The 21936-nt window shown below is 39.5% G+C and carries 30 protein-coding genes; 29 read left to right on the top strand and 1 reads right to left on the bottom strand.

Annotation, left to right across the window (positions count from 1 at the left end; genetic code table 11):
* Positions 1 to 46: 46 nt before the first annotated feature.
* A complete protein-coding gene (locus tag OWEHO_RS16015) occupies positions 47 to 493 on the top strand; it encodes a helix-turn-helix domain-containing protein (RefSeq protein ID WP_014203541.1) in 447 nt (148 codons plus the stop codon).
* Positions 494 to 701: 208 nt separating this feature from the next.
* On the opposite strand, the gene OWEHO_RS16010 is transcribed toward OWEHO_RS16015, so the two are convergent.
* Positions 702 to 1169: a hypothetical protein gene (locus OWEHO_RS16010; RefSeq protein ID WP_143764644.1), complete on the bottom strand. Its 468-nt coding sequence runs from the start codon at positions 1167 to 1169 to the stop codon at positions 702 to 704.
* Positions 1170 to 1324: 155 nt separating this feature from the next.
* On the opposite strand from OWEHO_RS16010, the gene OWEHO_RS16005 reads away from it, so the two are divergent.
* The 28 genes from OWEHO_RS16005 to OWEHO_RS15875 all read left to right on the top strand — a co-directional run bounded on the left by OWEHO_RS16005 (position 1325) and on the right by OWEHO_RS15875 (position 21909).
* Positions 1325 to 1546 (top strand): hypothetical protein, encoded by a 222-nt coding sequence (locus tag OWEHO_RS16005; RefSeq protein WP_014203539.1) that lies wholly within the window; start codon positions 1325 to 1327, stop codon positions 1544 to 1546.
* An 18-nt stretch (positions 1547 to 1564) separates the two neighbouring features.
* Entirely contained in the window at positions 1565 to 2143 is a 579-nt protein-coding gene (locus tag OWEHO_RS18085) for a response regulator transcription factor (protein WP_014203538.1), read from the top strand.
* Positions 2133 to 2438 carry a hypothetical protein gene (locus OWEHO_RS15995; RefSeq protein WP_014203537.1) on the top strand — a complete coding sequence of 102 codons (306 nt, stop codon included), beginning with the start codon at positions 2133 to 2135 and terminating at the stop codon, positions 2436 to 2438. The genes OWEHO_RS18085 and OWEHO_RS15995 overlap by 11 nt, the downstream gene beginning before the upstream one ends.
* Positions 2431 to 2640, top strand: a complete 210-nt coding sequence (locus OWEHO_RS15990) for a hypothetical protein (RefSeq protein WP_014203536.1) — start codon at positions 2431 to 2433, stop codon at positions 2638 to 2640. Before OWEHO_RS15995 ends, OWEHO_RS15990 begins: the two co-directional genes overlap by 8 nt.
* Positions 2641 to 2943: 303 nt before the next feature.
* The gene (locus OWEHO_RS15985) at positions 2944 to 3288 is read left to right on the top strand and encodes a hypothetical protein (RefSeq protein WP_014203534.1); all 345 of its coding nucleotides are present in this window, start codon (positions 2944 to 2946) and stop codon (positions 3286 to 3288) included.
* On the top strand, positions 3281 to 4849 hold the full coding sequence (locus OWEHO_RS15980; protein ID WP_014203533.1) for a DNA cytosine methyltransferase: 1569 nt from the start codon (positions 3281 to 3283) through the stop codon (positions 4847 to 4849). The genes OWEHO_RS15985 and OWEHO_RS15980 overlap by 8 nt, the downstream gene beginning before the upstream one ends.
* Positions 4846 to 5124 (top strand): hypothetical protein, encoded by a 279-nt coding sequence (locus OWEHO_RS15975; RefSeq protein WP_014203532.1) that lies wholly within the window; start codon positions 4846 to 4848, stop codon positions 5122 to 5124. Before OWEHO_RS15980 ends, OWEHO_RS15975 begins: the two co-directional genes overlap by 4 nt.
* 1 nt (position 5125) lies before the next feature.
* Positions 5126 to 5902: a hypothetical protein gene (locus OWEHO_RS15970; RefSeq protein WP_014203531.1), complete on the top strand. Its 777-nt coding sequence runs from the start codon at positions 5126 to 5128 to the stop codon at positions 5900 to 5902.
* The gene (locus OWEHO_RS15965; protein WP_014203530.1) at positions 5899 to 6084 is read left to right on the top strand and encodes a hypothetical protein; all 186 of its coding nucleotides are present in this window, start codon (positions 5899 to 5901) and stop codon (positions 6082 to 6084) included. The genes OWEHO_RS15970 and OWEHO_RS15965 overlap by 4 nt, the downstream gene beginning before the upstream one ends.
* Entirely contained in the window at positions 6081 to 6416 is a 336-nt protein-coding gene (locus OWEHO_RS15960) for a hypothetical protein (protein WP_014203529.1), read from the top strand. Before OWEHO_RS15965 ends, OWEHO_RS15960 begins: the two co-directional genes overlap by 4 nt.
* On the top strand, positions 6409 to 6537 hold the full coding sequence (locus OWEHO_RS18725; RefSeq protein ID WP_014203528.1) for a hypothetical protein: 129 nt from the start codon (positions 6409 to 6411) through the stop codon (positions 6535 to 6537). Before OWEHO_RS15960 ends, OWEHO_RS18725 begins: the two co-directional genes overlap by 8 nt.
* Positions 6538 to 6543: 6 nt before the next feature.
* Complete coding sequence (locus OWEHO_RS15955; RefSeq protein ID WP_014203527.1) at positions 6544 to 7050, top strand: hypothetical protein; 507 nt, start codon at positions 6544 to 6546, stop codon at positions 7048 to 7050.
* A 7-nt stretch (positions 7051 to 7057) separates the two neighbouring features.
* A complete protein-coding gene (locus OWEHO_RS15950) occupies positions 7058 to 7255 on the top strand; it encodes a hypothetical protein (protein ID WP_014203526.1) in 198 nt (65 codons plus the stop codon).
* 103 nt (positions 7256 to 7358) lie between these two features.
* Positions 7359 to 10214, top strand: a complete 2856-nt coding sequence (locus OWEHO_RS15945; protein WP_014203525.1) for a hypothetical protein — start codon at positions 7359 to 7361, stop codon at positions 10212 to 10214.
* 15 nt (positions 10215 to 10229) lie between these two features.
* A complete protein-coding gene (locus OWEHO_RS15940; RefSeq protein ID WP_014203524.1) occupies positions 10230 to 10487 on the top strand; it encodes a hypothetical protein in 258 nt (85 codons plus the stop codon).
* A gap of 180 nt (positions 10488 to 10667) precedes the next feature.
* Entirely contained in the window at positions 10668 to 10976 is a 309-nt protein-coding gene (locus tag OWEHO_RS15935) for a hypothetical protein (protein ID WP_014203523.1), read from the top strand.
* Positions 10977 to 11093: 117 nt separating this feature from the next.
* A complete protein-coding gene (locus OWEHO_RS18270) occupies positions 11094 to 11384 on the top strand; it encodes a phage integrase N-terminal SAM-like domain-containing protein (protein WP_014203522.1) in 291 nt (96 codons plus the stop codon).
* Between the two features lie 593 nt (positions 11385 to 11977).
* Positions 11978 to 12208 (top strand): hypothetical protein, encoded by a 231-nt coding sequence (locus OWEHO_RS15925; RefSeq protein ID WP_014203521.1) that lies wholly within the window; start codon positions 11978 to 11980, stop codon positions 12206 to 12208.
* Complete coding sequence (locus OWEHO_RS15920; protein WP_143764642.1) at positions 12175 to 12837, top strand: nucleotide exchange factor GrpE; 663 nt, start codon at positions 12175 to 12177, stop codon at positions 12835 to 12837. The genes OWEHO_RS15925 and OWEHO_RS15920 overlap by 34 nt, the downstream gene beginning before the upstream one ends.
* A complete protein-coding gene (locus OWEHO_RS15915; protein ID WP_014203519.1) occupies positions 12834 to 13085 on the top strand; it encodes a hypothetical protein in 252 nt (83 codons plus the stop codon). Before OWEHO_RS15920 ends, OWEHO_RS15915 begins: the two co-directional genes overlap by 4 nt.
* An 88-nt stretch (positions 13086 to 13173) precedes the next feature.
* On the top strand, positions 13174 to 13782 hold the full coding sequence (locus OWEHO_RS15910) for a hypothetical protein (protein ID WP_041627683.1): 609 nt from the start codon (positions 13174 to 13176) through the stop codon (positions 13780 to 13782).
* On the top strand, positions 13779 to 14723 hold the full coding sequence (locus OWEHO_RS15905) for a hypothetical protein (RefSeq protein WP_014203517.1): 945 nt from the start codon (positions 13779 to 13781) through the stop codon (positions 14721 to 14723). Before OWEHO_RS15910 ends, OWEHO_RS15905 begins: the two co-directional genes overlap by 4 nt.
* Before the next feature lie 3 nt (positions 14724 to 14726).
* On the top strand, positions 14727 to 17747 hold the full coding sequence (locus OWEHO_RS15900; protein WP_014203516.1) for a hypothetical protein: 3021 nt from the start codon (positions 14727 to 14729) through the stop codon (positions 17745 to 17747).
* Complete coding sequence (locus tag OWEHO_RS15895) at positions 17740 to 20073, top strand: hypothetical protein (RefSeq protein ID WP_041627682.1); 2334 nt, start codon at positions 17740 to 17742, stop codon at positions 20071 to 20073. Before OWEHO_RS15900 ends, OWEHO_RS15895 begins: the two co-directional genes overlap by 8 nt.
* Positions 20074 to 20098: 25 nt before the next feature.
* Positions 20099 to 20476: a hypothetical protein gene (locus OWEHO_RS15890; RefSeq protein ID WP_014203514.1), complete on the top strand. Its 378-nt coding sequence runs from the start codon at positions 20099 to 20101 to the stop codon at positions 20474 to 20476.
* Between the two features lie 174 nt (positions 20477 to 20650).
* A complete protein-coding gene (locus tag OWEHO_RS15885; RefSeq protein ID WP_014203513.1) occupies positions 20651 to 21001 on the top strand; it encodes a hypothetical protein in 351 nt (116 codons plus the stop codon).
* A gap of 12 nt (positions 21002 to 21013) precedes the next feature.
* Complete coding sequence (locus tag OWEHO_RS15880) at positions 21014 to 21472, top strand: hypothetical protein (protein ID WP_014203512.1); 459 nt, start codon at positions 21014 to 21016, stop codon at positions 21470 to 21472.
* The gene (locus OWEHO_RS15875; RefSeq protein ID WP_014203511.1) at positions 21469 to 21909 is read left to right on the top strand and encodes a hypothetical protein; all 441 of its coding nucleotides are present in this window, start codon (positions 21469 to 21471) and stop codon (positions 21907 to 21909) included. Before OWEHO_RS15880 ends, OWEHO_RS15875 begins: the two co-directional genes overlap by 4 nt.
* The last annotated feature ends 27 nt before the right edge of the window (positions 21910 to 21936 follow it).

The raw sequence follows: 21936 nt of genomic DNA, 5'->3' as shown, positions 1-21936 counted from the left end.
CGATTGAGCTAAGTCTTCAAAAATTTTAATCCATAAAAATTGATAAATGAAAAAATTAACCCCTAACATCAATGAAGACTTTGATGTGCTTAAGGAAGAAATTCAGTTCTTATCAGAAGACCTTCTTATTCCAGGAAACCTTCCCGACATAGAATCCTGCAACCTTGTAGTAGCAAGACTGGCCATTTTTGAAAGCGATCTTAAATCAATGAAGAGAATAGTCCAGGATCAAAAGGATGATTTTATCACAGACAAGGGCTCACAATCTGAAAATCCAGGTCGAACCGGAAAGCTTATTCAGCTTCCAGCGGCAAATGATGAATTACTTTCCGTTGTGCAAGCAGCTGACCGACTAGGATGCACAAGGCAAACCGTATATAAACGTCATATCCCTGAAGGATTAAAAGTTGTTTACCCAGCCGGTAAAAAAGGAAATAAGAAAATCAGGGCTAGTGATCTTGCAAACTACATCGCAGGACTTCAAAGCGCATGAGCTTACAAATGACAATTTTTGGTTTTACAACATGAAACAAGAGAAACCACTATTCTAAAACTGTACTAATTTGCACAAAAAAAGCCTGACTATCATTGATAATCAGGCTTTTACGCTTTTACTAAGCGGTCTGGACGGAACCCTGTTCCATCCATCACAAACACGCTATTTATCTACTTCCACGAGGCAACAGCGCTAGCTCTCGTCCTTATTTCGTCCGTTTTTTGTCCTCTTGTAAGCGTGAATGAAAATCTTTTAGTGCTGATTTCAAGCTTTCAGAAAGTGGATCCAGTAAATCAGGATCAAAATCTATTGGATCAATTTCCAGTGTTATTCTATACCCGGTGCCTTTAGTTTCATAAGGCACTCTTTCTTCCTCTACTCCTGGTAGCACCACTTCCAATCTACTGTGGTGGTACGGTTTCAGTTTTGGGTTTGTCTCATAATACTCATCAAAAAAATCAGAAGGCAGATGCTTAGAAAACATTGCCATCTCACTGGGTAGTAGCTCAGCTTTATTACTGAGGAGTTTGCTCAAGTAGGATGGGCTCATAGAACCTCCCTCGCGTTGAATCTTATTTGACAACCACCGCTGCTTTATTCCAAGCACATCCAGCTTATACCGGATGTACTCCCCCATATGACTTCCATAATTCACTTGACAAATTTGGCACATAGTAATTGGTTTATTGGTCAATGTTTATACACCTTTTAGATATTTTTTGATGAACTTTCATTCAACTTTTATTGACTCATTAGTCATTTTTTGTTGCTTAATTGGAAACAAATATGTTCCTTTGACCTATCGAAATCAAGTACAGATATCTATACATGACAAAATCAGAGATCATAATCAAACTAGAACAGCTCTTTACACATCCTAAAACTAAGCTGTGGGAGAAGACAAAAGGAAGTAGGGCAAACATTAGCAAATGGTGGAATGACTCCAATAGGTCAAGTAGAAAAATTGAAATAGCTGCACTTGAGCTGATTGAACAAGGTGAACTGGCAAAAAAAGCCATGGCCACCAAGGGTGAACCCATCAAATTGTAACAATTAAAAATGAGTGATATGTCAAATACTAATCAAATTCAGGCCGGTGTTGCAGACCGTGGACTTGAAATCTTTAATCAAGGTGATAGAACACTGGCTACTTATGCCGGCCACACCTACAAGTTTAAAGACCTCCCCAATCACATTCTAAATCTTATTAGAATGGATTTAGCCCTAAATGAAAGAGCTCAGAAAGCACTTATTCAATGGGGATACAGTGATGAATCAGAAAGACTTGAAAAGTATGCCTCTTGCAGATTTGGCGGTATTGATCTATTTCCTGATGTAAATACCTGTGGTGAACTCACTCCTGACCATCATGACTGCCCTTCCCGTTCCAGCTGTCCATTTAATGGAGTTATATGTGTAAAACCAGCAGGAGTAAATGGTGAAATTTCTCCAAGAGAAATGGAAGTACTCAAGCTAATTGCCATGGACTACATGGAAAAAGAGATTGCTGAGAAGCTTGAGATCACTCAAACTGGAGTAGCAAAGCATAGAAAAGCACTTTTCAATAAAATAGGTGTACAAAGTTCCATAGGCCTTACACACTGGGCTATTACTCACAATATAATCCAGCCCAGCTATGCAATTTAAAGATCGTATTCAGGTAATACATGCAAGGTCAAGTATTGCTATCAGGTTTGAACTTACCAAAGGCTTCCTTAAGTCTACTACCACCAAGCCACAGTATGCTCAGTACATTTTTCAAAAAATGGTGCATACCAAAATTATTGCCATGGTTAGGCAAAGGCGCTATCAGATAGGCAGCTACTTGGCCCCTACCACTGGCAGATTTGCCCCAGCATGGGATAGCCTGCTTGATGCCATTCAAACCATACTAGAGGTAGAAGATATTTCCACAGAACTAAATAACCTCATTTATGGCTGAATTACTTACCCCAGAAGAAGCTCGGTATATCAGAGATCTGGCTATGCTGGATTTTATTAAGAATAAAAACCAAATAGAAGCCCTCCCCTTTGATAGTGACTTTACTGAAGCTGAAAAAGCAGCTATAGCCAAACATCTTCAGAAGAGGCAAAAGCTAAGTGATGCAATCATTAATAAACCCTTTAACAAACTCCAGCCATGAAAGTACACCTGGTATCAATACATACAGAGAATAAGATCAAGGCAATACTATTTGCCTTGTGGGTGGTATTTATCCACCTCATGGCACTAGCGGGAGGCATTTACTTCTATAAAGATTATTTCGGGCCTTTCTAAAAGTGAGATTTTAAAAAGACCATGGAGAGCTGCCCCTCTTCTATCATTTGGTTTGGTTTAAGTGTGAAACCCCAGGGCAGTGGGGTTCTTTTCCCCCTCCATTTTTCCTCTAGCCAGAGGGAGTGCCTGAAAGGCAGGGAGGTTTAAAACTTCAAAATACAGTACCCATATGGACATCCACAATACATACTTAGTAGCCACACTATCTGATGGCACCATGTTCAAAATCCCTGTAGGGGTAATTATCAATAAGCTGGTGCAGGATATGGCCAATGAAATGGGCATTACAGCACACCAAGCCTCCATTACCATCAATAAGGAAGAAATTGAGGATCATCAGGTGCTGGGTTATGCTCAGATGCTGGACTATCACTTCTTAAGGCCAGATGCCATACAGCTATCCCGCAAACCAGGTATGGACTTTAAAGATGGATGGGCTTCATCCCTAAAAGAAATCCTTACCCAAAATCAAATTGATAACAGAAGAATAGAATGGGAGGTGAGTCATGATTAACATCAAAATAATTGACCTCTTCTGTGGGGCTGGTGGCCTTACATCTGGTGCCAGTAAAGTAGATAATGTGCAGGTAATAGCCTGTGTAAATCATGATGCTAAAGCCATTGAAAGCCACAAAGCCAATCATCCTGAGGTTGTTCATTTTACTGAAGATGTAAGAAACCCTGAAATGATTCATGCCTTAGCAAAGATGGTGCAGCATGAAAGAGAGCTTGATCCCGATTGCATCATATTAGTATGGGCAAGCCTGGAGTGCACCAATTTTAGCAAAGCCAAAGGTGGACTACCAAGGGATGCTGATAGCAGAACCCTTGCTGAATGCCTTTACACTTACATAGATGAACTCAATCCTGATGGATTGTGGATTGAAAATGTAGAAGAGTTTATGGCTTGGGGGCCATTAGATGATAATGGCAAACCTCTATCCAGAAACAAAGGTGAAGATTACATCAATTGGCGAGATACCATCATTGATATGGGCTTTGCCTATGAATATGGTATTTTCAATGCAGCTGACTATGGTGCTTTTACTTCCAGAAAAAGATTCTTTGCTCAGTTTATGAGAGAGGGCCTGCCCATCATTTGGCCACAGCCTACCCACTCCAAAACTAATGGTACACTCCCCAAGTGGAAAGCTGTAAAATCAGTACTAGACTTTACAGATAAAGGCCAAAGCATCTTTACCAGAAAAAAACCACTGGTAGAAAATACCCTGAAAAGAATATATGCAGGACTGGTAAAGTATGTAGCTGGTGGTGATGAAAGCTTTTTAGCCCAGTACAATGGTGGTGGGCATGACCAAAGAGTGTATGGTGAGGATAGGCCATTGACCAGTATTTCTACCAACAATAGACATGCTTTAGTTCAGCCTGATTTCCTAATAGATTATCAATATAATAGTTCAGCCAGAACATTAGAGAATCCTGCTCCTACAATCCTCACAAAAGATCATCATGCTTTAGTTCAGCCTGAATTTCTATACCGGTATCATGGTAATGGTCCAAACTTACTTAGCCCTGATGCTCCATGCACCACTGTTACTACAAAAGACAGAGTTGCAGCTGTATGGGTAGATAAGCAGTACTCAGGTGAACTCAATCATCAATCAGTACAATCACCAGCAGGCACCTTAACTACTAATCCAAAACTAAACATTGCCCAAGCTGAGTTTTTGGTAAACCCTCAGTACAACAATAAAGGTAGTGATGTAGACAAGCCCTGCTTTACTCTTATTGCCAGAATGGATAAAATGCCTCCCTATTTGGTGCAGGTAGAAGATACCATGCAAGTGGCCATTCTTATTTATCCGGAAGATTCAGAAACCCTAAAGAAGATAAAGCTCTTTATGGCTGCTTATGGTATCAGTGATATCTACATGAGAATGCTCAGAGTAGATGAGCTACTGGCCATACAGGGGTTCCCCAAAGGATATATCCTCAATGGCACTCAGGCAGATCAAAAGAAATTTATTGGCAATGCTGTAGAAGTAAATATGGGCTTTGCTCTAATAGCAGCTCAGGCCACAGGATTACAAAACCTTAAAGAAGCTGTAGCATGACACACCACTTCATCCTCATAGATCAAGACCATTTCACAACCAAAAAACAATTGGATGCTGATATCAAATCCCTATTTGCCACTCATGACAGGAAGCTTCTTACAAGCGATAGGCTCAAAGATGAGTTTGTGCAAAACATCAAATCATCCATACAAATACTAGAAGATAGCTACCCAAGGTGCAAGCCCCTAAGGGTAGACCATGCCGTATGGCCTACCCATCAATCCATTAATGTGTTTGGGGTAGCCAGAATGATAATAAATAAATGCAAGTAGCATGAAAAATCAAAAATACATCTTCTTCCAATCCTCTATGATCCAAGCCATTTTGGATGGTAGAAAAACTCAGACCAGGAGGATAGTAAAATTTGGCAATAAGAATATTACTGATGCGCAAATTGGCTTCACGGCTTTCACTCCTAAAGGCTCTTTTTCTGTAAGGGGAAAACATCACCCATCAGGTAAGTTTGGAGAATCATTCTTCAAAATCCCTTACTCAGCTGGTGAAATCCTTTATGTAAGAGAATCTTGGAAAATTTCAGGATGGGACTGGGAAGATGGAACCGCTTTATATGAATATAAGGACCAAGCCCAATGTTGGTTACCTGCCTATGATCCTACTGAAGATCAATTATGGATGCTCAACTACATAGAACAGCTTGAGAATAAAGGAATCATAAAGTTTGATGATGATGAGAGCTTCTCCTTTGTAAAACCAAACCCTTGGAAACCCTCTATCCACATGCCCAAAGCTGCTGCCAGAATTTGGCTAAAAGTGAAAGAGGTGAGAGTGGAAAGGCTGCAGGATATCTGTGAAGTGGATGCAGTAGCAGAAGGTGTGCTGTTTGATGAAGATACATTTCACACAAGACGGTATAAAGATTATTTGATTGGAGATTTTCCTAATAGATTTTTTAAACACCCTGATGGTTCTTTCAAATCACTCTGGCAATCCATCAATGGTGAATCATCATGGTCTTTAAATCCTTGGGTTTGGGTAGTAGAATTTGAAGTGCTCAGCACCACAGGTAAACCTTCAAATCTCAAGCAATGAAACCCCTCTACACCATTTGGGAAGCCATTACCATCATTAGGCACACCCACACACCAGAAGACTTAGATGAAGTAATGCATCAGTTATACCCCATAGCCAAGCAATACCAGCCATTTGATTTTATGCTCATAAGCAAAGCCCTGCAATACAAATTCAAAACCCTTAATAATATCAACTCATGACAGTAGCCACATTTACCATAGTAGCCATGAGCTACAATAAAGACAAAAGATGCACAGAAATCACAGAAGAAAAAGCTGGAGAAACTATCATCCACAACTTATACAAAGAATCTACCCTCACTGGCATTGCCAAAATTGGAGATACCATCACCCTTACCCAGTATGATGGTGGCCTGTACTCCATCACCAAAGCAGGAAAAGCCATTGCCCACTATGGCCAAAAAGAAAAAGCCCTCAGAGATGCCTTTTATGAAGTAGAAAATGCCAGAAGAGGTGAAACCCTTCTCAGGGAACAAATTCAATTTCAGGATACCGGTAACCATCATGGATAAAGCAGAAGCCAAAAAGAAGATGGAATACCATGAAAGAAGGAAAAAGTATTACAAGGAAAAGCTTGACAAGCTAGAAGCTGAAGAAAAAAGAATTGGGTTCAAATACAGTAAGAGAAAATAATACAGTATGTACTACAAAATAGAAAACACAGAATGTGAAGTATACCAAAAGCTTCATGACATGAGAACTGCTGAAATAAAGATGAAGCAAGAAAATGAGGCAGCCATTGAAGAAAAGACAGGTAGTGCTTTTGATAGCTTTCTTGGTCATCATGGCCAAAGTGGATTTAGTAGAGTATCAACTTATGATGGTTTCAAGTTCCTAAACTCTGAAAACATAGACCTAAAGGCATGGAAAATAAGTGAGAAACATCCTGAGGTGCATGTGCCAAATAGAAGAACTAAGGCAGGAAAGGAGATGTATAAATTCCTGTCAAATGGCCTGCAAAAAAGCTGGTTTCAGACTCCACTTGACATCCTTGGATTAGAAATATATGGAAGGTTCCATCTACCATTTGTAGAAATAGTAGGAGAGGTAATCATCCTTTTTTTAGATAACAACCTCCATCCAAAGGATCCTAATGTGATAGAGATAACTAGAACTGAGTGGGAAAAATTAAGAACAGGAAAATAAGAGAGATATGAAATCAGAAACTAAAAAATCCAAAAGGAGGAGGTATTACCTGCATCAAAAGCTAAAATCTATTACCAAGGTATATGCGAGAAGAAAAGAGGTTTTAGTAAATGATGAAATACTCGAGAAGTGCGATCCCATTCAGAAAAAATACCTGAATGAATTGCAGAAACTAGGTTACAATCTACAGACTTTTATCTCATAAGGAGTCCTTTTCCACCAACCCTATACCACCCAATTTTACCAAATGGATGGCCCCTCTGCCTCCCCATTTTTTTGATTAACAAAGTGTAACTGTAACCCTCATAATGGCATACATATCTCAAGAAGAACTACTGGAAGCTACCAATGGTGGACTGGAAATCATCTTTATGGTGTACCCACAAGCCCATGGTTGTGAAAGTGATAAAAGGAAAAAATTTAAATGTAGAGGTACTGAAAAAACTGCCTCAGCTGCTATCAAAAAGCTAGAGGATGGCAACTGGGTAGTAACAGATTTTGGGGGAGACCAAAAACCAAGAAATGGAGTGCAATGCTATATGCTGGAAGAAGGCATGGAGTATAAAGAAGCACTACAGTTTTTGGCAGCTCATTTCAATGTAAAAGGGGCTGATGAAAAACCACTCATAAAAGCTGATTTTGAAATAAAGCCAGCTACTGCTGACCAAAATGAAGGTGATTATTTTTATGAAGATAAAGACTGGACACCACAAGAGCTTGAACTGGTAGGTGGTAAAATGTTTACTGCAGAAATGGCTGCCAAGCAGTTTTTGTATTCTCTAAAAAGCTACACCTATGTAAGAAAAAGCAAAAGCACTGGTGAGCTAATGCAGTACATCAATAAAAGTACTGCACAGTACCCCATTTTTCAGTTTGTATTTGATGATAAAGTAAAGGGCAGATGGGGAAAAAGGCTGGAACCCAAAGCCCATAATAAGGCAGATAGGTTTAGATACTTTGGCACCAGACCAAAGGATTTCATCATGGGCTTACACTTGGTAAGAAAAGCCTATGACAAGCTCAATGAAGCTGAGGATGATGACTACCAGAGTGATGATCCTGATAAGCAAAAGGAAGAAAGAAAAACCAAAAAAATCCCTGAAATTGTTTGGTGTTCTGGTGATAGAGATGCCCTTTCAGTAATGGCATTAGGTTTTCCGGTTATTTGGCTCAATAGTGAAAGTGCCATCCTTAAAGAAAGCCAGTTTGCCCAGCTAGAAAAATGGGGCTGGAAAATATGCAGGATAGGAGATATTGACGCACCTGGTATAAGGCAAAGCCACAGGCTGTGTATGCAGTTTTTGGATTTGCATAATGTAAAACTGCCAGAAGAGCTCACCCAAAAGAGAGACCACAGAGGAAACCCCTGTAAGGATGTAAGAGATTTTCTGCAGCACTACAGGTCTTATGAACTTAGAGAGCTCATAAAGCTGGCCATCCCTTATAGAATGTGGGATGTAAAGTGGAAGTATGACACTGCCAAAAAACTGAGGTACAAAACCTATGCTATCAATCCACTGCAGCTCTACACCTTTCTTGAAGCCAATGGATACTATAGGTTTAGGTTGCCCAATACCAAAACTGGCTACATCTATATTCATATAGAAGGCAATCAGGTGCAGGAAATTGACCCGGTTGAAATCAAAAACTTTGTAAACAAGTTTCTGGAAGAAAGAAAAGTGGATCCGGATATCAGAAACACCTTTTACAATTCACCAAACAAGCTAGGTGAGCAGTCCCTCAGCAACCTTTCTCTTATAGAAATTGACTTTACAGACTATACCAGCAAGAGCCAATACTTCTTTTTTGAGCAAAGCACATGGGAGGTAGATCAAAATGGAATAAAAGAGTACAAGCCAGGAGAGGTAAAAAAGTTTGTGTGGGCTGATGAAGTAATGAAGCACAAAGTAAAAGTGCTGGATACTCCACCCTATGAAGTGTATTTTGATGATGCCAAAGGCAGATTGGATATCAAAATCCATAAAACAGATTGTCTGTTCCTCAAGTACCTTATCAATACCTCCAGAATTTACTGGAAAGAACAGGAAAAGCTACATGCTGATGGCCTTAAGCTATCTGATGATATGCTGTATGAGCAAAGGCTGCACCTTATCAATAAGCTATACTCACTGGGCTACCTTCTGCACAGGTATAAGGATAGCAACAGGCCATGGGCAGTATATGCTATGGATAATAAGATAAGTGATGATGGTGAGTCCAGTGGTGGATCAGGTAAATCCATAGCCTACAAAGCCATCAGGTACTTTATGAAATATGTTACCCTGGAAGGTAGAAACCCAAGGCTTACAGAAAACCCACACATCTGGGAAAATGTGACCAGCCATACAGATTATGTACTGGTAGATGATGCTAATCAGTACCTCAAGTTTGATTTTTTCTACAGTGCACTTACAGGAGAAATGAATGTAAACCCCAAGCATGGTAAGCAATATGAGCTGCCCTTTGAGGAAGTTCCAAAAATTGCCATCACCTCCAACTTTGGCCTTAGAAATACAGATTCATCCACAGTAAGAAGGATTCTCTACACAGTATTCTCAGACTATTACCACTTTAATAAAGATGGTGAGTATGAAAGAGACTGGAGTCCAGCTCTGGAGTTTGGCAAAAACCTCTTTCAGGATTTTGATAAAAATGAGTGGGACCTATTCTTCAATACCATGGCCCATGCACTGGTGTGCTATCTCAATAATGATAAGATAGATCCACCAATGGAAAATGTACACAAGAGGAATTTGGTAGTAGCCATGACAGATCCATTTAAAGAGTGGGCAGAAGTGTATTTCTCAGAAAGCTCAGTAAACTGTGACACCCTTATCCCTAAGAGTGTGGCCATGGATAATTATTTCAATCACAACCCTAGAGACAGGCACAAGTGGAGTACCAACAAATTTACCATAGCCCTCAAAGCTTTCTGCAGATACCATGAATATGAGCTCAATCCACCTTCACTAAAAAACAGTGGAGGTAGAATCATCAGAAAACATGAAGGCAAAGCAGAAGAGCACATTTACATCAAGGCTTTTGATACCACCATCAATGATGAAAAAGGAGAAGGAACAGCCTTCACCCCATCTAAGCAAACACAAGCCAAGCTAGGGCAGGCCCTTACAGATCAGGATGATGATGATGACTTACCATTTTAATTTAAAGCATATACCATGAGCACCTTCCCCCATACAGTAGTCCAGGAGCTGGTCCTTATCCAGAGCAAAACCCTTAGGGATTTTGTAGACATGGAAAAAGCCCAAAGAATAATGATGATGCCCTATTGGTATAGATGTGATGATGGCATGATGGTATTCAACTTCATAAGTGCCAGAACTGATGATGCAGCCCTCAAAAAAGAAATCAAAGAAGGCAGAATCTACATCCGGGATACCAGCAAAACAATGACTGTAACAGAATATAAAAGATGAACACCATTACTCACCTCAAGAAAAAAGAATGTGGCTGCATAGGTAGAAGAGAGAAAGTGGTGTGTGGTTATGAGTGCTGGGAAACCCCTTTACCAGAACCCACCTGTTGCATACCTAGTTGCCCCCGTAGGGAACGTTTAGCATAAGAATAGTGCGGAAATAATAACAAAACTTAATAGAATGGAACAAGAAAAAATTAATTACGACAAAATTATGGCTTTGGGTTTTACCGAAGATGTACAAAGCGATAGTGTTTATGAAGCTGAACACGGTTATAGCTATTGCATAATTACTAAACAACTAACTAAGAAGATTTACTTAGATTGGCAAAAAGACACTAAACTATGTAAAATGGTTAGATTATCAAAACCAAAGACAGGTGATATAGGTGCTGAACTACCTATTAAGAACTTAGACCACTTAAAGGAAATGATTAATTTTTTCTCTAACGAGAAAGAACAGACCTTTGATTATAGCACTTTCGCTTAGCATTATTTTTATGCATTGTTATGTTTTAGTCGCGCCCTAAAGCGTAACACTTGCGTAAACATTGGCGCAATTAAACATAACTCCCCGATAAACCCAACACCTTAAAACCCTTATACTATGTACAATCCAAATGAATTACTTACAAGATTTAGAAAATACCTGCAAGCTGAGCAGCTGGCGAAAAGCACAGTAGAGCAATATTGCTGTATGACAAAGTACTTTTTGAATTACCATAAATGTGGAGCGGACAGAATAAGCACTTCGCAAATAATAAGCTACCTGGTTACCATTTCTTCTCCTGTGAGTAGAAAGCAGGCGCGGGCGGCTATTGCTAAGCTTTATTTTATGCTGGGTAATCATCAAAAGATGAATAAAGTACCTGCACATGTCGGTTTCTACGCTGGCTGAAAAATTACGTTCTGCGTCACCAGCTTTAATCATCCCTCACTACTCCCCTTATCAAACTTCTCAAATCCCCCTTAATACTTAGATTATCTATCACATACCTCATAGCCAATCCCGCTAGGTTAATTCCTGGTGGGATTTTTTGTTTTAACCCACCACTATTCCCATCTCCTGAGGCCGCCAATCCCTTACAACCCTCATTAGGTCAATATTTGTAAAAAAAAGTGTAACTCTGTAACCTCTTGGGTAAAGTTCTATATATAAGCTATTTGGACAGTTACATATTTTGGTTACTCTTTTATTTGGTTACAAAAAAAATGTAACTCTATAAGAGTAGTAAAGCCGGTTACAATTCTAAAAAACTGATTTCCCCATTGGTTACAGTTACATTTCAACTTATTAGAAAATTGAATATCAGAATGTTACCTATCCAAAAAAGTAAGGGTTACACAGTTACAGTATTTTCCACACTTTGTACAATATTTACTCCCTAAAAAAAACCTACCATTCACCCATTTTCCTGCTTTGGCAGTACAGAAAATCACTACAATACAGTATATTGCTTAGCTAATTTTTAAACACTAAAAACTATAATTATGTCACAAGAATGCGGAAACGGAAACTTCAATACATCATGTAATGGTGATAATCAATTTGAAGTAGAAGGATCAAACAATAGTACCAGTGCAGAAGCAGAAATGCTATTAAAACTACCGGTTGGTACCCAGTTCTATAATGAAGAAAATCAACTGGTGTACACCATACCTACCAATGCAGCTGGTGAACCGGATAAATGCAAAATCAAAATACCAGCAGCTACAGCTTAATGGTACTAAAGAATGTAATATTATGGATGGTAGCCTTAGCAGTTCCACTGCTGGCTACCCTCTATTTTTACATGCCATCAGGTCCAGTACTGTATCTCAATGGTCATAGCTTGGTGGTAAACTATCCTGATAGCTGGGATACCTTCACTTGGATGCTTTCATTATTAGTAGTTCCTGCTTTGGTGGCAATTACCTTACTATTCACATTATCCAGATCCAGCACCCCCTGGCAGGTATTTGCTATTCTCCTTGAATTATTAATCTTGATGATGTTCAACATTGATAGACTTTTGGCAAGGCAACAATATGTTGATGGCCACAGTTATCTCACAGCAATACTAATCACCAGTACCACTGTAGCTGCAATTATGCTACTATGGAAAAAACGCCAAAAAACCGAAAGGGAAAAGAAAGAAGCACTACTCTATGCTATTGATCAACTTACCAAAGAAGATCTTCCTGCTATTTTCAGTGGCCTTATGGACATTGAAATGACAACTGATGAAATGAAAGAAACAGACTTTGTATGGGCCATCAAAAAAATGCTCAAACAAAATTTGGATCAAAACAAAATCATCACAGCAGAAACTATCAATAAATTGACAACTTTAAAAACTAGCAACAAATGATGAGTGATGACCTTAAAAACCCCATAACTAATAAGCTAAGGCAACAAAAAAGAGCTGAATACCAAGAATTGGTAAGAAGAGAAATTGAATCCAATTTTTCTGATGCTGAACAAAGAGCCCTACAGGTAAAATGCATGGTACTGCTGGTAGAAGAATTTTTGCCAGAAGATGTGAAGAATGAACTTTTTGCCCTACATCTAGCACATAAAAAATACAACCATCCTGAATTAGAGGATCTGGTAGCCTAAATCCTTTCCCTCCTTCTCTGGAGGGAAAATCAAAGGGCATTTTCACCTTGTCCTTTTCCCATTCACACCCACATAGCATTTTAGCAATGTGGGATTCACCAAAAACATACAACTCCTTCCTCACATCTGTGAGATATACTATGCCACTACTGATCAGGTAATGGGATATGTGCAAGAGTCAGCTACTGCCAGTATGCCCATTTTAGGCACTGGCAACTGGCAGCCCTTCTATTTTACCTCAGGTAGCTTAGAATACATTGGTGGAAAGCAAGAAAGCACCAAGCATGGTAGCCTTTACAATTATTCCCTTACCCACAAGTTTCCCGGTATTGATGATAATCATGAATTACCACATCAGTTTGCAGCACTAGATCAGCATAGGTGGATTATCTGTCTGGTGTACTCTGATGGCAAAATGAGGACCATCGGATCAGTAGCTCAGGGCCTAGAATTCTTTTGGAATGAAGGCAACTCTTCTACCACTAGTGGATTCTCCATTTCATGGCAAATGACAGATACCAAGCCTGCCCAAAACTTAGGCTATATCACCCAATTTTTTGTGAATACTGATCAATACCTGGTACAAAGGTTTGAAACCAATATTGATTATACCCTCAATGCTGATAAAACCTTTGATGCCTATGGCCCTGAAGCAGACAAACTTGAATATAAAGAAGGATACCTGATAAAAAAATGAATCCAATACTTCAACTTATACTCAATAGACTTGGTCAAATAGGAGCCATTCACATAGGTCCCACTGAGCCAGATAACCCTTTACTTCTTTGGGCAAAAACCAATGCTACTACCGGTCAGCTTATAGGTTGGTTAGATCATACTAAAGGCTATTGGGGGCCATTAGCACAAGTAGAAGTGGTAGATAATTTTAACTCTTCATCAACTACTAAAGCAGCCTCTGCTCGTACAGTAAAAGTGCTTTTTGATTATCTCAATCAGCTCAATGTCCTTCAAAATGATTATGTACAAAAGTCTACAGCCAATCAGCCAGGAGGCTATGGGCTTATTCTTCCCAATGGAAAGTTGGATCCTTCCATTATTGATTTTGATGGAAGCCCAGCAAAAGGAGTTTGGGATGCTTCTGCAGGATCACCCCCAAGTGCCAATCCCTCTAATCAAGATTACTGGATTGTAAAGGTAGCTGGCACCTACAATCTAAATGGTATCAATAGCTGGGCAGTAAGTGACAGGGTCTTGTACATCAATAATGCCTGGGAAAAAATCCCAGCAGCTGCAGTAAACACTTACAATGCATTAGACCAAACTAATCCCGGCTACCAGCTGGATGCCAGGCAAGGTAAAGCACTATATGACCTTATTGTAGCCCTTACTGCAAGAGTGGTAGTGCTAGAAACTGATTTAGCAACTGCTAAAAGTAACATCACAGATTTACAGAATAATAAGCAGGACAAAGGCTTCAGAATAAGATCAGTGGTTACCAGTGATGAATTTGATGATGCCAGACTGGAAGATATAGACATTGACTCCTGTGATGTATTTGTAAATGGAGAAAGAATGGTAGGAGCCATGATGGCAAAAGCCTTTTCAGATACCACCATCACCTTCCCCCACACCCAATATGATGGAAATGAAATAGTAATTACCAGAATACCCCAATAAATAATGAATACAATAAAAATTTTAGCCTTCACCATCTGCCTTATTTTAGGAAGCCAAGCATTTGCACAAGAGGGCAATTCTCCTCCAGAAAAGAAAATGAGGGAGCAAAACTTTTATGATGTAGCTCTATTTCTGGACACAGCAGATTTTGAAAGCTATTTCAAAACCACCAACTACATTATGCCAGCAGATAGTCTGCTCTATTGGGTAATGCAAGTAAAGTTGGGAAACATATCTGCAGATGATGCTGATGCAGATCCTACCAATGAAATTCAATCTCTTGCACAAACCATTGCTATAAATGACACCCTCCCCTCAGGAGCTGACATTTATAGTAAAGATGATTTCTCCATCTACTCTCAATTTGAGCTTGGCTTTTCAGGACAAAATGATGTAGCCATTACATCTACCAGTGAGAATGTAAGCCTCAATGCCCCCAATGGTATAATTAGAGCCACAACAGATCTGGAACTCAACACAGGCCTCATTCTTCCTGATGGGAAAGAAATAAGAGATAGTAATGACCTGGGCTCAGGCGCTTCTTATGATGACACCGCCCTAAATGACACCGCTGCCGCCCACTTAGCTAGGATTGAAGCTTTAGAAGCTAACCCGGGAAGTGAGAAAGGGTTAATTAGCGCAAGTAGAATATCTGGAAATCTGTATATAAGAACCCCCTTCAACACTACCACAGATTTAGTTCATAGATGGCAAGAAGTGGGAGTTAATGTATCTCCTAATTATACGGGTGTCAAGTTTTTGGACAAAACAACAGAGCTAACAGTTGCTAGTTTTAATGCAGCAGATTGGGCGGCTTCATTCTCAGATAACGTTGCTCCGATTTGGTTTGATGAGTTCGGTACAACTTCTGGAAATCATGGATTCCTGTTATCAGTAATTACGTTAAGAGCTCCAACGCCCACCCATACTAAAGACTATAGCGATATTGGTTCTGTATACTCTGACGGTACACATGAATGGTATATTGTTGATGTCCCTGACAACACCACATTGGTACTGTATTCTAAGACTTTTAATGACGGAAACGGATTTACTTTAGATAGGTCAGCTTCAGCAGATGGATTATTGGTGCATCAATCAGGGGGAACTAATACAGGCGCGGTGTATTGGGGGTCAAGGTCTTTCAATCAATTGTTTCCCGTACATAAGAATGTTGTCAATAAATTCCTGATTGACGGAAAGGAAATTGCAAATGACGGGACGTGGTATGGGGAAAGAATAAAAGTGGTGAGTAACTATGATATAGTAGACCTCAGATACATACCCACGGATACACCATTCACACCTACCAATGCAGATTCATTAGTAGGTGTTAGTTCAGTGGTAACTTACGATGCATCTGGCAGCTCGGAATGGGATTACACTTTTAATTTTTACAGCCCGTGGTTCATTGATTTATTCGGAATCAATCAAGCTCAATATCTAAGCGCAACTAACACTGATAGTATATTGGCATACTTACCTGATGTTGACACATTAAATGGATATGATTTTGCTAATGTTGAAAACATAACCACACTAACGGGAACAGAGTTTAATTTCACCAAAGCAAATAGCCCTGACACGACTAAACCAGCCAATAGATATATTCAGATAGCTAAGAAAACCAGTGGTGAAAGGATTGTGGGCATGGCGGAAGGATTTGCCTTTACTAGCGGCCAAACGAAACCCTCAATAAGAGGTAGGGAAAATGAGCAATATTGGCAAATTGCTACCAGCAAAAAGAGTTATCCAAGGGCTATTAGTAGATATGACACTGAAGAAAACCCACTAATTGAGCTAAAAGGGTACTTCTCATTTTTTGACCCTGAAACTAACCCCAACTTTACAAGTGTATATCTTTCTAAGGAGAACAACTCATATATCTTATTTATTGACGCTCATGATAGCGTTCATAATCAAAAGGTGGTAGTTCCTGAAATAGTGAACGGATACTTCTTAGGAACAGTTTCTAACAAGGGAAGTCTTAGTGTAGTTAGTGATCCGTATATCAACAACAATGTTGTATATGTCACTGGTAAAGGGTACTTAATATTAAAATGTACACCGCAAGAAGATGGTGCATCAGATTTCATTATTACAGGGAATGAACCCGCCTTTAACGGATGGGACAAAAACGCATCTGACAACCTTAGAAATACGGGTCCTCAAATTGGGGATGGTAATTACACATTTACAGGAAGACTAACTCAGGGAAGCACAACTCCTACCAATATAAATGGAGGGTATTACACCACAGTTATGAGTGTTGTATCAGGGGTGTGGCCTAGAAGAATTGGATGGTATAATACAGCCGATAGCGGGGTGAGCTATAAAGGCGGTGAGTTTGGGATTTCGGGAACAAATGCAAATGTTGATTATATGTACATATGCCCACTTGGTACAAACAAGGATGTTTCACAATATCTAAACCCATTAAACACTAAATTCTACCCAAGTGGAGACGTTGAGTTTCCAGCAAATATTACATCAGACACTTTGTTTGGGAAGGTGAGTATTGATAACGTATATGGGGATGTCATTAGTGAGCTCTATGTAGACAGCATCAAGCAGTTTGTAGTTGATTCAATAGGAGTTGAGATAGGTGCAAAAATAGACACAGGACAAGTGTTTAGCATTGCTAATGTTCAGTTCCTGCAAGACAGTATTACATTTTTGCACAGCTACATAAAAAAACTGGACTTTATACCAAAAGACGTCACCACCACACGAAACTTAGATTTATCCGATGGTTGGCGAACGCTTCGATCTGAAGGTGGTGGAAACATAATAACGATTAATGATAATCTAGGTTTTGATGTTAACACTAGGATAATCATTCAAGCTCGCTACGGTGGTGATCTGGAGATTTTAGCCGGTAGTAATGTAAAGATAAACAATTCCGCTGCTGGTACTGGAGGTATGTTACTGGAATCCACGTCAGAGGGTGTCCAGACAAGGGTGATGATGTACGAAGGGGAAGATGGATCAGGTAATAGTTTATTCTCTATTAGCAATGAGTAAGATTTTTACTTTCATATTAATTGCTTTTTCGTTCATCACTTTTGGGCAATACGAGTACAGCTCCTGGAATATCGATACGGGTGGGGTGATTCCGCCCGTTGTTGACTCAGTGTTTATTGAAGCCGAACATTTTGAAACGATTACGGGCATAAAGTATAGCGGGTCGGGGTTGTCTAATGACACCGTAATCGGTAATTTAAACACCTCCCCAGCTAATTATATAGAAACCACCGTAAATTTTCCAGTAGATTCTATTGCGTATATGATTCAAGCTCCAAACGCAGGCACTATCGTAAGGAATATTGTGAATGGTGTTGACTCTACAGAATCGGAAAGTTTTCAAGCGAGTAGTTATGAACTAATAGGTGTTAAGATTTCCCTTGATGCTGGAGATGTTCTGCGCATTCGCTGTATTGCTAACTATGTCGGTATAGATTATGTTATTTTTTACTACAACTATACCCCCACAGCAGTTATCCCTACCCCTCCTGAATATGATGCAGAGTATAGCGTAGAGGAAAACTGGTATGCGGGAACATATTTAGGGGATGTTCCTGCTGGATATGATTTGGTTGACGGATATTCTTTTGCGGACAATTATTGGTTTAGAGTTTCCAATGATTCATTATTCACCATGACATCGTTTGACTACGAGCTTAAAGAATCTTACGATTTAAGTGTCTTTAACGGTTCTGAATTCAAAACCCTGAGGGTAGATATAGATAATCTTACAGGTAAGTGGGATAGTAATGTAAAAGCAGATGCCGATTTAGCTGCAAAATACTATGACGTAGAAATAGGAGACTTATTGATAGTACAGCCAACCAATGCAAGTAACCAAATTTATTATATGGCGGCCAACTCCCTACCTGATACAGTTGCAAGTGGCAGTCAGATAAAGATAAGGGGTGGATTTTGGAGGGGTATTGCCATGAATCTTGATATTGCTCAAGGTGATTTTGCTTCACGAAGATTGACAGTAACTAATTGGCTTGGTCAGGTAGAATCTGCACAAGGGTTTGGTTTCATAAATGCTTATGCTGTGAGATTTACAGGGGAGTATTCAGCAGAAAATAGAACAGGTAATATAAACTACAGAGGCGATGTGGATAGTTCTTATCAAGCGCGACAGTTTGGCTTTTACGCAAACAATATGTGGATGAACGGTATACACGCCTTTGCGGTTGGCGGAGAGTGGTCTAAAGTAGAGATTGACCACGTAGAAATTGATGGGGCGTTTACCACAGGGTTCAATATAAAACAAGATAATGGTATTGGAAATCCAGATAGTAACCACATCCATAATAACCTGGTTAAAAACTGCATAAATGAAGGCTTATATTTGGGAAACACAAAAGCGCCACCGCAGCAGCTAATCTCAAACACCATCGTAGAGAATAATCTCTTCATAGCTAATGGAAGCGAAACGCAATGTCAAAGGCTTAATGGAGGTAACATTCTACGGAACAATGTAACATTTACTGGACTCTCTATATCTAACTCTTTTCAATTTAACCAAAGTAACGCTGAGCAGCATAGTTATCCCAATGGAGGCAATACGAGTGAGAATAACATAGCAATGGGATTCGCTGAGTTAGGCTTATTCCTTTATTTTAACGCTGGAGAAGCACCAGTCAATGGAGATACAAATTATGTTAGGAACAACCTATACTGGAAAGGCAGAGGTCACAGCGGAGCTTATATACATTCTAGCGGTGATTCAATAACCCCTATAAAAATATCTGACCTTTATTTTGGCGAGATTGGATATGACTTAGACAGTTTTAAAGTTGGTTTTGATACAACAGGCGGTGTAGCTATTTATTCCGCCAATACTATAAACCCGATTATAGTAGAACGAATGACTTTTGATAAAACCTTACAATCATCAGCCAACACAATAGAGAATGTGACTGTAATAGGAGGTAGTAGGGTAGATACTATTTCGTCTCCAAATTTTATAAATGCTTTTGGAAATCATGAATTTGACCCACATAGATTCTATCATTGGACTGCGATAAAGGGACCACAGAGCCACAACTGTGAGGGGTGTTATTACGATGGTGACCCTATGTACTTCAGAGTCGGTGATGTAGTGCCTTACAGGCAATTAATTAATCACTCACATTTAGATTCTGCATACAGAACAGTAGTATATAAGTGTACAACTAAACATCACGGTGTAGAACCTGGAGCTGATGAATATTGGCAAGACTACTGGAATATATTGTATTATGGCCCTGATTCGGATGTAAATCCCCCTTATGACTTTAGGCTGGTAGAAGGCACTGATTATGAAGTGAAGGGCATGGGATTGAATATGTAGTGAAAAAAATTAATTATAACCAAATATGAAAAAGGGTGTAGTTTTTTTAGTTGGAATGTTTATGTGTATTGCCTTTCAATGTACAAGTCAGGATAGTGCGGTTATAGTCCAGAACTTTATGGGTGAGGGCACCTATAACATTATGCGTGAGACTGTTTATGACTGTGAGTCTTTAACTTTAAGTAAAATGATTATAGAGAGGGATGTTAGTGATGTGCAAATAAACAGGTTTGCCACCCGTAAAGACATGGGAATATATAAGGACGTACAAGAGGGAGACTTCTTGCTATTTAATGCCTATACAGAGCCTGTTTTAGAAGAATACCCAAATTTTAACTACGGAGGTTTTTCGCCATTGTTTTGGTCGGATTTTCACCCAGAGCGAGACACAGTTATTCAGTAGAATTAAAGATTAATTATAAATAGAGAAGCTAAGGAAATAGCAGAAGCATAGAAAAAGGAAAGTGTTTGGCATAATGTGAGAATTGAAGAGGCCTAGTAGCCTCTTTTTTGTGACCTATTCAGCTCCATTGCTTTTTCTGTAATTGCCATAAAATAAACAATTAAATCAGCAGCTATGTATTTAGTAAACACTTTGCTAGGGTTCTTAATAGCCCAGATATATGACATCCTGAAAAGGAATAAAGATAGTGAGGCTAGTCCTGAGAAATTCAACTTAGTATTCTTCCTGCAAGATACCTGGAAGAAAATTTTGATGTCACTAGCCCTGTCTATTGCCATTAGTATTGCTATTCATTTGAATTGGGATAATGCTGTAAGTCTCTTTTCAGGAGAGGTTACCTTAAATGATCTGATTTATCTGGTGGTAGGTGCAGTTCCTGAATTGGTATTGCAATGGGCCAAAAGAAAGGGTGGATTTCTCCAGTCTTCCACAGTTCAGGATTATGATAGAAAATCAGGCAAGTAAAATCTGAATCTAATGACCCATCAGCAAGCAAAAGATTTAGTGTGTGAGGCTATAGAGTTTATGGGGCCCCAATTTCTCACTATTGGTGTAGAAAGAATGATGTTGGCTATTGGCTATCAAGAAAGTGGTTTTGAAGCTAGGGTACAGCACAATGGTGGCCCTGCTAATGGTTTTTGGCAGTTTGAAGCTGGTGGTGGTGTAACTGGTGTGCTCAATCATCCTTCTACAGCTATTATGGCTCAGGAGATTTGTATGAATCTAATAGGCACTACCAACAAAACTGATGTTCACTTTCAGCTGCAGCACAATGATTTGCTGGCTGCTTGCTTTGCCCGGTTATTGCTTTGGACATTACCCGGATCAATACCCACTACTGAAGAAGCTGCTTGGCATTATTACATAAAAGCCTGGAGACCTGGTAAACCTCATAGAAACAGATGGACAGATAACTGGAAAAAAGCTGGGCAATGAAAAAGCTTCTCATTTTACTAATGCCTTTTCTTATTGGCTGTGCCAGCCATAAAAAGAAAAGTGAAAAGCAATGGACTGAAACTGAAAAGAAGGAAATCACTGAAACTATAAAAGTGCCTGAGCTAAAAGCCACACTGGATCCTATAGATGTGGAACCGGGTGAAGTGATACCTCCCTTTGCTCCTGATACCACTAGGTGGAAAGACCCTGTAAGTGGTGTGGAAGCAAAGCAATACACTGATAAGGCTACAGGCACACCAAAGCTGGAGGTGAAAGTGCCAGAAAGGGCAGCTACAAAACTTACCATTACAGAAAGTGAGAAGCAGGGTGTAGAAACCATTGATGAAAAAACTAAATGGACCTTTCAGTGGTGGTGGGTAGTTTTAGCATTAGGACTATGGTTGGCCATATTGCTTGCCAAAAAATTATGGTTGTAAAACCTGTGAAAAACTTCCAATAAAGAA

Origin of the sequence: Owenweeksia hongkongensis DSM 17368, assembly GCF_000236705.1 — a bacterium.
Classification (GTDB): domain Bacteria; phylum Bacteroidota; class Bacteroidia; order Flavobacteriales; family Schleiferiaceae; genus Owenweeksia; species Owenweeksia hongkongensis.
Note: the sequence above shows the minus strand (reverse complement) of the source record. Positions and strands in the feature narration are given on the sequence as shown.

Bases quoted from the DNA above. Each gene is read 5' to 3' on its own strand.
- OWEHO_RS16015 (WP_014203541.1), top strand. From the start codon at position 47: ATGAAAAAATTAACCCCTAACATCAATGAAGACTTTGATGTGCTTAAG.
- OWEHO_RS16010 (WP_143764644.1), bottom strand. From the start codon at position 1,169: ATGTGCCAAATTTGTCAAGTGAATTATGGAAGTCATATGGGGGAGTAC.
- OWEHO_RS16005 (WP_014203539.1), top strand. From the start codon at position 1,325: ATGACAAAATCAGAGATCATAATCAAACTAGAACAGCTCTTTACACAT.
- OWEHO_RS18085 (WP_014203538.1), top strand. From the start codon at position 1,565: ATGTCAAATACTAATCAAATTCAGGCCGGTGTTGCAGACCGTGGACTT.
- OWEHO_RS15995 (WP_014203537.1), top strand. From the start codon at position 2,133: ATGCAATTTAAAGATCGTATTCAGGTAATACATGCAAGGTCAAGTATT.
- OWEHO_RS15990 (WP_014203536.1), top strand. From the start codon at position 2,431: ATGGCTGAATTACTTACCCCAGAAGAAGCTCGGTATATCAGAGATCTG.
- OWEHO_RS15985 (WP_014203534.1), top strand. From the start codon at position 2,944: ATGGACATCCACAATACATACTTAGTAGCCACACTATCTGATGGCACC.
- OWEHO_RS15980 (WP_014203533.1), top strand. From the start codon at position 3,281: ATGATTAACATCAAAATAATTGACCTCTTCTGTGGGGCTGGTGGCCTT.
- OWEHO_RS15975 (WP_014203532.1), top strand. From the start codon at position 4,846: ATGACACACCACTTCATCCTCATAGATCAAGACCATTTCACAACCAAA.
- OWEHO_RS15970 (WP_014203531.1), top strand. From the start codon at position 5,126: ATGAAAAATCAAAAATACATCTTCTTCCAATCCTCTATGATCCAAGCC.
- OWEHO_RS15965 (WP_014203530.1), top strand. From the start codon at position 5,899: ATGAAACCCCTCTACACCATTTGGGAAGCCATTACCATCATTAGGCAC.
- OWEHO_RS15960 (WP_014203529.1), top strand. From the start codon at position 6,081: ATGACAGTAGCCACATTTACCATAGTAGCCATGAGCTACAATAAAGAC.
- OWEHO_RS18725 (WP_014203528.1), top strand. From the start codon at position 6,409: ATGGATAAAGCAGAAGCCAAAAAGAAGATGGAATACCATGAAAGAAGG.
- OWEHO_RS15955 (WP_014203527.1), top strand. From the start codon at position 6,544: ATGTACTACAAAATAGAAAACACAGAATGTGAAGTATACCAAAAGCTT.
- OWEHO_RS15950 (WP_014203526.1), top strand. From the start codon at position 7,058: ATGAAATCAGAAACTAAAAAATCCAAAAGGAGGAGGTATTACCTGCAT.
- OWEHO_RS15945 (WP_014203525.1), top strand. From the start codon at position 7,359: ATGGCATACATATCTCAAGAAGAACTACTGGAAGCTACCAATGGTGGA.
- OWEHO_RS15940 (WP_014203524.1), top strand. From the start codon at position 10,230: ATGAGCACCTTCCCCCATACAGTAGTCCAGGAGCTGGTCCTTATCCAG.
- OWEHO_RS15935 (WP_014203523.1), top strand. From the start codon at position 10,668: ATGGAACAAGAAAAAATTAATTACGACAAAATTATGGCTTTGGGTTTT.
- OWEHO_RS18270 (WP_014203522.1), top strand. From the start codon at position 11,094: ATGTACAATCCAAATGAATTACTTACAAGATTTAGAAAATACCTGCAA.
- OWEHO_RS15925 (WP_014203521.1), top strand. From the start codon at position 11,978: ATGTCACAAGAATGCGGAAACGGAAACTTCAATACATCATGTAATGGT.
- OWEHO_RS15920 (WP_143764642.1), top strand. From the start codon at position 12,175: ATGCAAAATCAAAATACCAGCAGCTACAGCTTAATGGTACTAAAGAAT.
- OWEHO_RS15915 (WP_014203519.1), top strand. From the start codon at position 12,834: ATGATGAGTGATGACCTTAAAAACCCCATAACTAATAAGCTAAGGCAA.
- OWEHO_RS15905 (WP_014203517.1), top strand. From the start codon at position 13,779: ATGAATCCAATACTTCAACTTATACTCAATAGACTTGGTCAAATAGGA.
- OWEHO_RS15900 (WP_014203516.1), top strand. From the start codon at position 14,727: ATGAATACAATAAAAATTTTAGCCTTCACCATCTGCCTTATTTTAGGA.
- OWEHO_RS15895 (WP_041627682.1), top strand. From the start codon at position 17,740: ATGAGTAAGATTTTTACTTTCATATTAATTGCTTTTTCGTTCATCACT.
- OWEHO_RS15890 (WP_014203514.1), top strand. From the start codon at position 20,099: ATGAAAAAGGGTGTAGTTTTTTTAGTTGGAATGTTTATGTGTATTGCC.
- OWEHO_RS15885 (WP_014203513.1), top strand. From the start codon at position 20,651: ATGTATTTAGTAAACACTTTGCTAGGGTTCTTAATAGCCCAGATATAT.
- OWEHO_RS15880 (WP_014203512.1), top strand. From the start codon at position 21,014: ATGACCCATCAGCAAGCAAAAGATTTAGTGTGTGAGGCTATAGAGTTT.
- OWEHO_RS15875 (WP_014203511.1), top strand. From the start codon at position 21,469: ATGAAAAAGCTTCTCATTTTACTAATGCCTTTTCTTATTGGCTGTGCC.